At 56.3% G+C, this 11,469-nt stretch carries 13 protein-coding genes; 10 read left to right on the top strand and 3 right to left on the bottom strand.

The genetic code is table 11. From position 1 onward, the window contains the following. Positions 1–181: 181 nt before the first annotated feature. From AC1XOS_RS14165 to AC1XOS_RS14130, 8 genes are all read left to right on the top strand, one after another. The gene (locus AC1XOS_RS14165; RefSeq protein ID WP_481962873.1) at positions 182–667 is read left to right on the top strand and encodes a hypothetical protein; all 486 of its coding nucleotides are present in this window, start codon (positions 182–184) and stop codon (positions 665–667) included. 262 nt (positions 668–929) lie between these two features. Then, on the top strand, positions 930–1,280 hold the full coding sequence (locus AC1XOS_RS14160; protein WP_481962872.1) for a hypothetical protein: 351 nt from the start codon (positions 930–932) through the stop codon (positions 1,278–1,280). 105 nt (positions 1,281–1,385) lie between these two features. Beyond that, on the top strand, positions 1,386–1,847 hold the full coding sequence (locus AC1XOS_RS14155; protein WP_481962871.1) for a TlpA family protein disulfide reductase: 462 nt from the start codon (positions 1,386–1,388) through the stop codon (positions 1,845–1,847). Then, positions 1,816–2,484 (top strand): type II secretion system protein, encoded by a 669-nt coding sequence (locus AC1XOS_RS14150; RefSeq protein ID WP_481962870.1) that lies wholly within the window; start codon positions 1,816–1,818, stop codon positions 2,482–2,484. The genes AC1XOS_RS14155 and AC1XOS_RS14150 overlap by 32 nt, the downstream gene beginning before the upstream one ends. A gap of 32 nt (positions 2,485–2,516) precedes the next feature. Further along, positions 2,517–3,143 (top strand): nucleotidyl transferase AbiEii/AbiGii toxin family protein, encoded by a 627-nt coding sequence (locus tag AC1XOS_RS14145; RefSeq protein WP_481962869.1) that lies wholly within the window; start codon positions 2,517–2,519, stop codon positions 3,141–3,143. A gap of 55 nt (positions 3,144–3,198) precedes the next feature. Further along, positions 3,199–3,921 carry a copper transporter gene (locus tag AC1XOS_RS14140; protein WP_481962868.1) on the top strand — a complete coding sequence of 241 codons (723 nt, stop codon included), beginning with the start codon at positions 3,199–3,201 and terminating at the stop codon, positions 3,919–3,921. Continuing rightward, the gene (locus AC1XOS_RS14135) at positions 3,918–4,580 is read left to right on the top strand and encodes a glycosyltransferase family 2 protein (protein ID WP_481962867.1); all 663 of its coding nucleotides are present in this window, start codon (positions 3,918–3,920) and stop codon (positions 4,578–4,580) included. The genes AC1XOS_RS14140 and AC1XOS_RS14135 overlap by 4 nt, the downstream gene beginning before the upstream one ends. Further along, positions 4,571–5,320: a hypothetical protein gene (locus tag AC1XOS_RS14130; protein ID WP_481962866.1), complete on the top strand. Its 750-nt coding sequence runs from the start codon at positions 4,571–4,573 to the stop codon at positions 5,318–5,320. Before AC1XOS_RS14135 ends, AC1XOS_RS14130 begins: the two co-directional genes overlap by 10 nt. Here AC1XOS_RS14130 and AC1XOS_RS14125 read toward each other — a convergent pair. The 3 genes from AC1XOS_RS14125 to AC1XOS_RS14115 are packed head-to-tail and all read right to left on the bottom strand — an operon-like array spanning position 5,317 to position 9,190. After that, complete coding sequence (locus tag AC1XOS_RS14125; protein ID WP_481962865.1) at positions 5,317–5,964, bottom strand: YdeI/OmpD-associated family protein; 648 nt, start codon at positions 5,962–5,964, stop codon at positions 5,317–5,319. The genes AC1XOS_RS14130 and AC1XOS_RS14125 overlap by 4 nt on opposite strands. A 2-nt stretch (positions 5,965–5,966) precedes the next feature. After that, positions 5,967–7,853 carry a Xaa-Pro dipeptidyl-peptidase gene (locus tag AC1XOS_RS14120; protein ID WP_481962864.1) on the bottom strand — a complete coding sequence of 629 codons (1,887 nt, stop codon included), beginning with the start codon at positions 7,851–7,853 and terminating at the stop codon, positions 5,967–5,969. Between the two features lie 38 nt (positions 7,854–7,891). Further along, on the bottom strand, positions 7,892–9,190 hold the full coding sequence (locus AC1XOS_RS14115; RefSeq protein ID WP_481962863.1) for a UDP-glucose dehydrogenase family protein: 1,299 nt from the start codon (positions 9,188–9,190) through the stop codon (positions 7,892–7,894). 390 nt (positions 9,191–9,580) lie between these two features. Here AC1XOS_RS14115 and prfA point away from each other — a divergent pair, with 390 nt between their 5' ends. Next, positions 9,581–10,645, top strand: a complete 1,065-nt coding sequence (prfA, locus tag AC1XOS_RS14110; RefSeq protein ID WP_481962862.1) for a peptide chain release factor 1 — start codon at positions 9,581–9,583, stop codon at positions 10,643–10,645. Then, a partial coding sequence (locus AC1XOS_RS14105; RefSeq protein ID WP_481962861.1) for a mechanosensitive ion channel family protein occupies positions 10,645–11,469 on the top strand: 825 nt, incomplete at its 3' end. The genes prfA and AC1XOS_RS14105, both read left to right, overlap by 1 nt.

The following is an 11,469-nucleotide window of genomic DNA, read 5'->3' as shown; positions in this document are numbered from 1 at the left end:
CCGTCGCGCAAGCGGTGATTGATCGTATCGAGGAGAAGAACCATATTCATGGTCTCGTCGAAATGGTGGTTCAGCGCGTCCTACAGTTGCAAAAAGAGTCCGCAGAGGGTGAGGGAGCCAAAAGCACCGAAGCCACTGAGGGCACCGTGTCCGAATAGTTGTTTATAGGAGTTTTAAAGTTATGTGGTGGACAAAACGTTCGTGGAGCGCCGAGGCAGAAGAAGCCCGCGCCAAAGTAGAGTCTCAAGAAGGCTCAGAATCCCTCAGTTCGGCAGAGAAAGCCAAACTAACCCGTCGCCAAGCCCTCGCTAGGTTCGGTTTTCAAGCCGGAGCCGCCGCAGTTGCCGCCTTAACCGCCGATGATCTTCTTCGTAAAGTCGGTGAAGAGATGCAAAAGCGTGCTGGTGACAGTGAAGTAGCTAATGCAGTGGCCAAAGAATTTAAAAACGCTGGTATAGCATTTGCAACTGAAGCGGAACCATCTGATCCAGTTTATCCTCCATGTACGGGTTATCAAATAGTTTGTAAAAATTCGCCGAATCGGAATGCTTGTTGTGAGTTACGTCGTGTCGAGTGCCAGGCACAATGTGAAGCTGCCGGACTCCCAACAGGATCTTGCGCCGAAACATGCAATACGGAGGTTAAAAACTGTAAGAATTGTTCATAGTTATACAAATTGGTTGAAGGGATGGGGAAATCACTCAGTTCCTCAGTAGTTACGAGGGTCTGCTGTCTCCCTTCTGATGGGAGACTCGAAAGTTATCCATCAACACTTTTGACGAAAACTAAGCGATAAGCATCTCTGCAATGGAATGATGTTCATGTCCCTGAGTACAGGACAGAAATTAAGATGTATATGACAATATGAAATTTTGATCTATGTCCTGTGTTTAGTCTGTGATTATATTTAAATATGAGGAATGTGAAATATGAAATTAAATGTTTTTGTTCTTGCTGGTGCCTTTTTTTTACTTTTTTATGGATGTAATGGTAGAGATAAAGCAGGTGAAGCAAAATTTGTTTTTAAACCTGAATCCGTCAATACGAAAGTGGAAATTACGGATGATCAATTCATAAGGATGAAAAATGCTGCATTAAGTGATCCAAAGAGTATAAGTATCCAAAGAGCCTATGCAGCATATCTGTCAAATCGGAAAATATACAGTGAAGAAATAGGTATTCGCGAAAAAATCATCAAGCTACCCTCTAGTGATCAAGATGATAAGCGTATGCTAGATGTCGCTATTAAAAATTGGAAAGAAGAAAGTTTGAAAAAATGAGTCTTCAGGTTCAGATTTGAAATTTCCATGTTTACAAGTAAGACTATTATTAATCAAAAAGAGCTGGTGATATATTCAAAATTTAAGAAAGTACAGTGATCGAAATTGGAATTTGATTTTTCGTGCTTAGGTCATGAGTTTGATTTTTCAGGCAAATGGCGATTGATATTTTTTTGGTCTATTTCGTGTCCTTCATGTCATGTCAATATGCCTGAATTATGTAGAGTTCGTGATGCATTTGCCGGAAAAGGTTTGATGACAATCGCAATACATCGCCCAATGAATGATAGTGATTTGGAAGTTGCTCGAACTATTGAAGTGGCAAAAACGCTGGGAGTTGAGGCCGAGTTAGTTTTTGATAACGATCATTCTATTGGGGATCAACTTGATGTCGAAGCGTGGCCGACTTATTTTCTTTTCGATGCAGAAGGTAAACTGCGGCGAAAAGCGGCGGGGCAACTTGGTATTCGTATGATTGAGCAATCTTTGATTCGGATGTTGGGTGAACCAGATGAAAAGGTTGAAGTGCAGAGTGATGAAGAAACAGTTCGCGTTCACGCTGGTTGAATTACTTGTCGTTATCGGGATTATCGCGCTTCTTGCGGCGATTCTCTTTCCCGTCTTCGCTGCCGCACGACGCAAATCTTACCAAACCGTCTGTTCGTCTAATCTGCGTCAGCTAGGGCAAGCGATCTTGCTCTATGCTCACGATTACGACGATCACTACCCGCTTGGCGGTGATACAACGGATTTACTGCCCACAGCGAGCTGGTATCATGGGAAGTTTGCGGCAAAGGCGGTTGGGCTTCAGCCTCTGACGGCGATGCTCTTTCCTTACACGAAAAGCCGCGAAGTCTGGAAGTGCCCGGCAGATATGGGCTTTGAGAAAGCGGGGCCATCTCTTGCAACGGAGCTCAGTGCGCATCCGAGCGCGTACCAGAAGTTTGGGATGAGCTACCACTACCAGACCATCATTCCTTTTGTGGATCAGACCGTCTCCGGGATCTTTGCCCACGACAAGCCCACACGCGCCAAAGAGTACGGCCCCGCGCAGATTCTTCTGCTCTGGGATGCGGTGGGACAGTGGCATGGCGGAGCCGCGCACAGCGACCTGCGCTACAATGTTCTCTTCTGCGACGGGCACGTCGCGCCGGTAAGTCGCACCTACGCCGATGAACTCTGGGATCAGTGGATCGGGCCGTAACGACCGCAAACAAGCTCCTCAAACGAATAGGATTGCGGGAGCGTGAAAAGGCAAAGGGGGAGTTTCTAGAGCTACTGGCCGCCTCGCCCTATTCTGATTTGTTTGTTCTCTACGGAAGCGGCGCACTGCACGGAGTCTATCTGCACGCACGCTATCCCGAAGACCTCGACTTCATGGTGCCTGAGGAACTTGCCGAGCGTCTTGGTGAGAATCCTCTATCTCTGGGCCTACCTCTGAAGCACATTACACGCGACGATGGAACTGTCGCGCTTGTCTACCAGCGTCCCGGCACCGTCTATCCTATGATCACCGTCACACTGGACATTAAGCCTACCGACTTGGCTCTCGTTTCCGCGCAAAACGCCCGCTTCACCTCCGGGACAGGAGAGAGTTTTCCCGTGCACTGTCGTTTGTTAGAAGACGAGCTTCGTCAGAAATGGCTCAGTGTCTGTGGGCGGCAGGAAGCCACCGACTTTGCCGATATTTACCTCGCCTGGGAGCGCGTGCCCGAACTGCTCAATGCCACACGGAGCGCAATTTACGACCAAGCAGCGCTCTGGGAGAACTATCACGCGGTAAAAGACGGCTGGGACGAAAAGCTGGAGGGGCTCTTACTAAAACCTCTCGCCCACGAGGCGGTTGCCTCCGTGTTAGAATAGAAATGCCCAAAAAACCGTTCGGCTACCCGCTTGCTAGAGACGGTACAATAGGGCCGTGACACCTGATTTTCGCTACCACGTGGCCTCGCTCTCCGCTATCTTTCTCGCGCTGGGAATTGGCATTCTGGTAGGCACGGCGTTTGTGGGAACCAAAGTGGTGGATCGCCAGACAACCGCCGTCAATCGGCTTACCAAAGAGACCATCGAGCTGCGCAAAGAGACCCACGAGCGCGAGCAGACCGAGAAGACCCTCCAAGATGCACTTCCCTTACTGGTAAAAGAGGCTCTGATCGGAAAGACCGTGCTAGTAGTACAAGTGGGTAGCGGGCGCGAGGCGGCGGAGCAGGCCCAGAAGGCTCTGGAGCTGGCGGGGGCCACGGTCGAGCGCGAAACAGTCACCGACGATGATACGGGCGAGAGCCTTGAGCTGGCAAGCCGGAGCGAGCTCCCCCGTCTTGTGGTGCTGGCTGGCGGTGAGAGTGAGCAACAAGCCCAGCGCCGAGATATTCCCCTCCTCAAGGCACTCCACAGCGTGGGAGTCCGCACGGTCGCCGTGGAGCTCTATGAAACGCCGGTATCGCTCGTCCCTCTTTGGAGCACGGCTGCCGATGCGACCGTGGACTGTGTCAATCGGGCAACGGGCTGGCTCGCGCTGATCGTGGCACTCCAAGGCGAGAGTGGCAACCTGGGCCTAAAAACCGGTGCGATCACGCCGCCTCTGGAGCCTCTCGTCAAGCCCACGCCCACCCCACTCCCCTCACCCACGCCTGAGCCATGAGCCTCTGTGTCCTGATTCCGGCCTACAACGAAGCGGACCGTATCGCGGAGACGGTCACCGCGGCGCGGGCACTTGAGGGCGTGAGCGAGGTTCTCGTGATTGACGACGGCTCCCGAGACAGCACGGCGGCAGTCGCGGAGCAAGCCGGTGCGCGTGTGCTTCGCCAGCCCCAGAATCAGGGAAAGGCGGCGGCGCTTACGACAGGTTTCCACGGCACGGATGCCGCATTTTTGCTCCTGCTCGATGCCGATCTAGGTGCGACTGCTCGTGAAGCAACGGTGCTTATCTCTCCTGTGCTCTCGGGGGAAACGGACATGACCATTGCCCTGTTCCCCGTGATTCCGGGACGTGGCGGCGGCATGGGACTCGTCGTGCGCCTCGCGCGCTCGGGGGTGGCACGTGCGACGGGCAAGACCCTACAAGCTCCCCTCTCCGGCCAGCGCTGCCTCCGCCGTGAGGTGCTCCAGTCCGCGCTTCCACTGGCCTCGGGCTTTGGGATCGAGACGGGCCTGAATATCGCCGCCCTTCGCGCCGGTTTTCGCCTGCTCGAAGTCCCCACGACCATGGACCACCGTGTCACTCAAAACGACTGGCGTGGAAAGCTCCACCGCGCCCGCCAGCTCCGCGATGTTGCAAAGGCCTTACTAAAATGGAGATAATCGCCGCCGTCTTGGCGCTGCTCTGCCCTGTCTTTACCCGCATGCTCTGCCCCGAGCTCAGGCTGGTGAAACCCAATTTCCAGAAGAAAGACATCCCCTCTGCTGCCGGCTTGAGCTTCTTACTCCCGCTAGCCTGCTACCCCGCGCTCTGGCCTGCGATTGTCTTTGGCCTGCTGGGCCTCGCCGACGATCTCTGGGGCAGTCGCACAGTGGGTGGTTTCAAAGGGCATCTCAAGAGTCTGCTCGCGGGCAAGCCTACGACGGGAGCCCTCAAGCTCTTTGGCGGCGGCTTGGTGGCACTCACGGCGGCGTGGCTGAGTTTTCCGCACGAGCCCCTGCGCCTGATTGTCGCGGCGGGCATTGTCGCGCTGGGAGCGAACACGCTCAACCTGCTGGACCTACGGCCCGGTCGCGCTTGCTTTGGCTTTGCGCTCTTTCTGCTTCCCGCCGCACTTGCCGCGCCTCTGCTCTTCGCCTCACTCTGGCCACTGGCGATTGTTCTTGCGATCGAGTGGTGGGCAGACTCCCGCGCCCACGCCATGCTCGGCGACACGGGCTCGAATCTTCTGGGTGCCTTTGCTGGGATTCTCGCCGTTCAGGCGCTGCCCTTCGCGGGCCAAGTGATCTTATTGACTGTCTTGCTCGCCCTCAATCTCGCCGCGGAGCGAACCTCGCTCAGTGGAGTGATTGAGAAAACGCCCTGGCTCCGTGCCCTTGACCGTAAGCTAGGGGTTCGCTAGCGCCGCTCTCGGATCTTGTTCGTGAGAAGCGCAATCGTCTCGGCAACCCGCTTCTGGCGTGTCTCGGGGCGCTTGGCCTGCTCGACCCAGCGGACATAGTTCTTCCGGTAGAATGTCGGCAGCGACTCAAAGAACGCTCTCGCCTCGGGGTTGGCAAGGAGCGCAAGACGGAAGTCGTCTGTTAGCTCCCCAACCTGCGGCCCCTCGGGTGAAAGCTCTACCTCGACTTCGGTCGCCAAGTCCAGCGACGTATCACGCAGCCACGCGGGGCCTAGTGTTAGTACAAAGCCATCTCGGTCGGCTTGAAGCGGCCCGCGAATGTGGTGTCCGTTCACCGTCCCCGTCACATCGTGGCGCTCTTTTGGTCCCCAAGTCTCGTTCGGGTCAAAGGGAATCGGCACCGCAACACTGGTTCCCCGAACGGAAAGCATTGACATAAAGCGCTGAAGTGGCGTTGCCACAATGGCAACATGCGCCGCCGCTCCCCGAGCTGCCGCCTCTTCCTCGACCGTGATAAACCCATCGCCGTCGGTATCTATACGATCAAAGGCGGGGCGGAGAATCTCCGGAAGCTCCTCGCGGCTCAGCTTCCCATCGTTATTTGTATCCAGCGCTTGGAACAGCCTGCTCGCTGCATCGGACATCGCTACGAACCTCCCGTCGCGCGCTTGAACGTACTCTCGCCACCGACAACCGGGAGGCTGATCTGGGTGGCATCCAGGTCAAGGGTGAGCTTGGTGCCCGCTTTGGGCCAGATCGTAAAATCGCGGTCGCTCGAGAGGATCATCAGGCCGATCCGCTTACCTGCCGGGATGATCTGGTCATCGGGCTGGAGGTCGAACGTGAGAGTGACGAACTCGCCGGGCTTCAGGGGCTCACCACGCGCCATGGAGTGATAATCCCCCCCCTTGGTGAGGCTCTTGGCGTTCTGGGGGTCTGCCCAGCCACGAGTAATCAGATTCGCGGTTCCAATGGGGCCGTCTGTCCAGGGAAGCTGCACTAAGTACACCGAGAGGTTCACCGCTGCCGCACTCGATGCAAGCTTAATGCTCACCCGCGCCGTCCCAGAGAGATGCAAAGGTGCCGTCAGCTCAGGGGTGGCGTAGAGCAAGCGATTCGGGGATTCCGTGGCCTTTACCAGCGTGGGTGCATCAAGGCTCACATCGTCCGTCAGCTCTTCTTGTCCTTGCCGGGCAGGCTTCAGGAGTGCAAGGCTTCCCTGTGTCTTGCCGCCCGCCGTGGGAAAGAGTGTGACGGGTGCGGCGGCAGGATTCGGGTAGTCGTCGTAGGGAGTCGGCTCCAGCCTAGGGCCACCCGGCTCTCGCTCACGCACGATAAACGCTTTGGGCCCATTTTCCACCACGTTCTGCACACCGTAAAGGAAGCGAGTGAACCACTTGTTCATCAGCGCAAACGGCGGATCGCCACCGTGCCCACCCTGGTGGAAGTACTGCACCAACGGCACGCGGCCCTTGAGCGCAGCACTGATTCTAGCACCATGCTCGGGGACAACATTCCAGTCGTTGAAGCCGTGGGCCATTAGGACGGCGCACTTGATATTTTTCGTAAACGGGAGCAGGTCACGCTCCGCCCAGAAGGCATTGTAGTCCCCCGTGCGACGGTCACGGCCACGGGCAAACTCACCATCGCGGTAGAGCCTATTGCTCACCTCACGAGTCGCCGGATCACCGCTATGGATAAAGTCGTAGAGGGAGTCAATGTCTTCTCCGAGATAGCCCCCCGGATGGCGCACGAGGCCATTGGAGCGGTAGTAGTGGTAGTAGGACGTGTTGGGCGACACGGGAATAATCGCCTCCAGCCCCTTAACTCCGGTTGTCGCCGCCGCAATCGGGATCGTCCCATTGTACGATGTGCCGGTCATTCCAACTTTGCCGGTACACCAGCTCGCCCGCACTTCGTCTTGCCCGTCTATGGTGGTAAAGCCCTTCGCTCGCCCATTGAGCCAGTCAATCACCGCTTTAGGGGCCAGCCGCTCAGGGGCACCTCCCACCGTGGGGCTCCCCTGCGAGAGTCCCGTCCCCGGAGCTTCGGAGTGGACAACCGCAAACCCGCGTGGCACCCAAGTCCCGACAAGTGAGTTAGAGATCGTCGTCTGGTTGGCACGGAACATAATCGAGGGGTGCTCTGTCCGCGCCGGTGGCTCTGCACCAACTTCATGCCGGACATCCCACAGATCCGATGTCCCGCTGGACGTCCCCGCAAAGTACGGCGACGACTCATAGATCACCGGAACCTTGAGCCCCTCTGTCGCGGTCTGCTTCTGCCGGGTAACATCCACGTACACCCGATCCCGCTTCCCGTTTTTATCCGAATCAAACTCCGTCTCGACCCAGAGGCGCTCACGAACCCACTCACTGGCAATTGTAAAAGCAGGAACAATCTGAGCCTGCCCATCAGCGAAGACCGGCTTAGCAGGCTCTTGTGCGAGTGCCCCAGGAGAAAGGAGAGTCGTCGCAGCAATCCCAATAAACAGGAGATTCAATCGAAGGGGCGAGAAAGTATTTATTGACATATTGATCAAATTATAACACCAATCCCGCCCCTGAGCGTCTACTTACTCATTCGTCCGATGCCGTGGTAGACAAATCCCGCCCGGCGCATTTTCTCCGGGTCATAGAGATTGCGGCCATCGAAGACATGCTGGCCTTTCATCGCGGCTTTGAGTTTCTCTAAGTTGATCTGCTTGAACTCGTTCCACTCGGTCACCACTACCACGGCATCGGCTCCTTCAGCAGCCTCGAACGAGCTTTTCGCGTAGGTGATCTGCGGGAAGATCTTCTTGCAGTTGTCCATCGCAATCGGGTCAAACGCCACGATCTCGCCGCCATCCGCCAAGACAGCTGCAATCACGTCTAGCGACTTTGCATCGCGCATGTCATCCGTGTTAGCCTTGAACGCCAGCCCCAGAAGCGCGACTTTCTTGCCCTTAAAGCCCCCCAGTTCTCTCTCGATTTTCTTAATGAAGCGCTTAGGCTGCTCGTCGTTGGTCTTAATGGTCGCCTCGAGGATCGGAAAGTCGTAGCCGATGCTCTGCGCGGTATGCAGCAGGCTTGACGAGTCTTTGGGAAAACAACTTCCTCCATACCCGAGACCCGCATTGAGAAACGCGGGCCCAATCCGGCGGTCTTGTCCGACCCCCTTCATCACCTGGATCACATCGGCGTTCACCGCCTCACAGATATTGGCGATAGAGTTAGCGAAGCTAATCTTGACGGCCAAGAAAGCGTTCGAGGCGTACTTTATCAGCTCCGCACTCGCCACATCGGTGATGATCATCGGGCGCTCCAGGGGCGCGTAGAGCTCGAGAACTTTCAGCGCGACGATCTGATTGGGGGCACCGATCACGATGCGATCCGGGTTGAGCGCGTCCTGAATCGCGGAGCCCTCGCGCAGAAACTCAGGGTTGGAGACCACGTCGAAGTCCACATTGCGCCGACGGTTCGTCTCGATGACCTCGCGCACAAAGCTGCCCGTCCCGACGGGCACCGTGGACTTGTTGACGATCACTTTATAGCGGTCCATCGCCGCCGCGATCCCACGGGCCGCGCTCTCCACCTGCCCCATGTCCGTTGAGCCATCTTCACGCGGCGGGGTTCCCACACAGATGTAGATAATCTCCGACTTGCGCACCGCGCCATCGAGATCCGTGGTAAAGGTCAGACGCCCCTCTTCCGCGTTGCGCTGCACCAGCTCCTCCAGCCCCGGCTCGTAGATCGGCATCTCCCCACGGTTCAGCTGCTCGACTTTGGCCTCCAGCTTATCCACACAGATGACCTCGTTACCAAGATCCGCAAAGATGACTCCCGTCACCAGCCCGACATAACCCGTTCCAATAACACAAATATTCATAAAATTCGATTCCAGCCAGGATTCTACCCGTCTTATTGCTTCATGAATCCACAATAAGTGTGCCAATTTCAAGTTATTTATGCATTTTTAATTCGTAAAGACGTTTATAAAACAGCATTTAGAATTCAATGACATGCAAAAAAACTGTCGTTTTCACTTGGCAGAATACACAGCAACTCTCTCAGACTTGGTTCTCGAAGCGCTCTCGCTCGGTGCCCAACAACGGCATTCCCGCACTATGATACAATTCTCTGGGACTCTACGATGCACAGCTTCCTTCATGCCAGCCTCTGGCCTCTTCCTCTATAGCCTCCGGGCTACTGCATCTCTCTACGTCTCCCCTTTTGCCTCGATTTTTGCTTGCCTTTTTGTTTGACTCTGGAAAAACCCATGTTTGAAAAACTACTCGATGTTGAAAAACGCTACGAAGAACTCCTCCATCTGATGATGGATCCCGTCGTCGCCACCGATGCGAAGCGCTATGCACCCGTGGCACGCGAGCACACCGCACTCACTCCTCTGGTGGAGACGTTCCGGCGCTATAAAGCCGCGCTACAAGGAATCGAGGATGCGGAAGAGATGCTCAGCGACCCTGAGATGAAAGAGCTGGCCCAAGCGGAGCTCGACGAGCTCAAGCCCCAGATCGTACCGCTGGAAAAAGAGCTGCGCCTCATGCTGCTGCCTAAAGACCCTGCGGATGAGAAAAGTGTCATCATGGAGTTCCGTCCGGGCACCGGTGGCGACGAGGCCGAGCTTTTCTGCGGGCAGCTCTTGCGGATGTACATGCGCTACGCCGAGCGCAAGGGCTGGAAGTCCGAGCTCATCGCCGCGCAGGAGACGGGAATTGGTGGTGTCAAAGATGCCCAGCTCTCCATTCAGGCCGAGGGTGCGTTCTCCCAGATGAAGTTTGAGGGCGGCGTGCATCGCGTCCAGCGCGTGCCCGTCACCGAGTCGGGTGGGCGCATTCACACCTCGACGGCCACTGTTGCCGTGATGCCTGAAGTAGATGATGTCGAGGTGCACATTGACCCCAAAGACCTCAAGATGGACTACTTCCTCTCCGGGGGCGCGGGCGGCCAGAATGTCCAGAAGAACGAGACTGCCGTCCGCATCACCCATATTCCCTCGGGAATCGTGGTTGCCTGCCAGGACCAGCGCTCCCAGCTCCAGAACCGTGAGTCCGCCATGCGCGTCTTACGCTCCCGTCTCTACGATATCGAGCTGGAGAAGATGCTGTCATCGGTGACGCAGAACCGGCGCTTGCAGGTAGGCTCTGGGGATCGCTCGGATAAGATCCGCACTTATAACTTCCCCCAAGATCGCCTCACGGATCATCGCATTGGACTCACTGTCCACAGCCTGAACAACATCATGGACGGCGACATTCAGCACATCATAGACTCGCTTGTCAGCATTGACCAAGCCGACAAGCTCGGTGAGGGCGGGATCGAGTAGTGCCACCCAAGCCCTCACCAAGCCCGGAGTCCCCGCAGCTCGTGCCAACTCGGGATGCCGCGGAGCTAGTCTCGGCGCGGCTCCACCTAGGAGTACTGGAGAGCCGAGTGGTTCTGGTGCTTTTAGAGCTGGTATTTCTGGTGTTTCTCTACATTGGGGTGCGCTGGCTCCTTAAGCGTGGGGTTCGGCGCATTGGGAACCAGCTGGCCGCGAAGGCCCCAACGGAACATCAGGCAGCGCGCGTCCGGAGCCTTTCAACCGTTCTTCAGCACACGCTCCACTTTGTCCTAGCCTCGGTCTTTGTGGTCTCCGGACTAAGCTTGCTGGGCATCAATGTCACTCCGATTATCGGCACCGCAAGTGTCGCGGGCCTTGCCTTTGGCTTTGGGGCGCAAAAACTCATCAAAGATGTGATCACGGGCTACTTTTTGCTTTTGGAAGACCAGTATGTCGTCGGCGACTACGTCACCATCGGCACGGTAACGGGCGTTGTCGAGGAGCTTGGCATGCGCATCACCCGTATCCGCGACGATGACGGGAAGCTCTACATCCTCTCCAACGGCGATATTGCCCAAGTCTGCAACCATAGCCGAGGCCTAGTCGGCATCAGCTTCGAGCTCTCAGTAGGAGCCGCGGAAGACATCGCCACGGTGACGAAGATTATCGAAGAAACCCTCACCGCCCAGAGCCTTCCGGAGATGCCTCGTGTCGAAGGAATCACCGCCGCCGATGCCACCAAGACCACCCTACGAATCACCTTCAAGGCCCCCCACGGCAAGCGGCCCGCCCAGCTCCTCCCTTCCCTCCGAAGCACCCTCCGCGAC

The organism is Armatimonas sp., assembly GCF_964826245.1.
Note: the sequence above shows the minus strand (reverse complement) of the source record. Positions and strands in the feature narration are given on the sequence as shown.

Bases quoted from the DNA above. Each gene is read 5' to 3' on its own strand.
- AC1XOS_RS14165 (WP_481962873.1), top strand. From the start codon at position 182: ATGTGGTGGACAAAACGTTCGTGGAGCGCCGAGGCAGAAGAAGCCCGC.
- AC1XOS_RS14160 (WP_481962872.1), top strand. From the start codon at position 930: ATGAAATTAAATGTTTTTGTTCTTGCTGGTGCCTTTTTTTTACTTTTT.
- AC1XOS_RS14150 (WP_481962870.1), top strand. From the start codon at position 1,816: ATGAAGAAACAGTTCGCGTTCACGCTGGTTGAATTACTTGTCGTTATC.
- AC1XOS_RS14135 (WP_481962867.1), top strand. From the start codon at position 3,918: ATGAGCCTCTGTGTCCTGATTCCGGCCTACAACGAAGCGGACCGTATC.
- AC1XOS_RS14130 (WP_481962866.1), top strand. From the start codon at position 4,571: ATGGAGATAATCGCCGCCGTCTTGGCGCTGCTCTGCCCTGTCTTTACC.
- AC1XOS_RS14125 (WP_481962865.1), bottom strand. From the start codon at position 5,964: ATGTCCGATGCAGCGAGCAGGCTGTTCCAAGCGCTGGATACAAATAAC.
- AC1XOS_RS14120 (WP_481962864.1), bottom strand. From the start codon at position 7,853: ATGTCAATAAATACTTTCTCGCCCCTTCGATTGAATCTCCTGTTTATT.
- AC1XOS_RS14115 (WP_481962863.1), bottom strand. From the start codon at position 9,190: ATGAATATTTGTGTTATTGGAACGGGTTATGTCGGGCTGGTGACGGGA.
- prfA (WP_481962862.1), top strand. From the start codon at position 9,581: ATGTTTGAAAAACTACTCGATGTTGAAAAACGCTACGAAGAACTCCTC.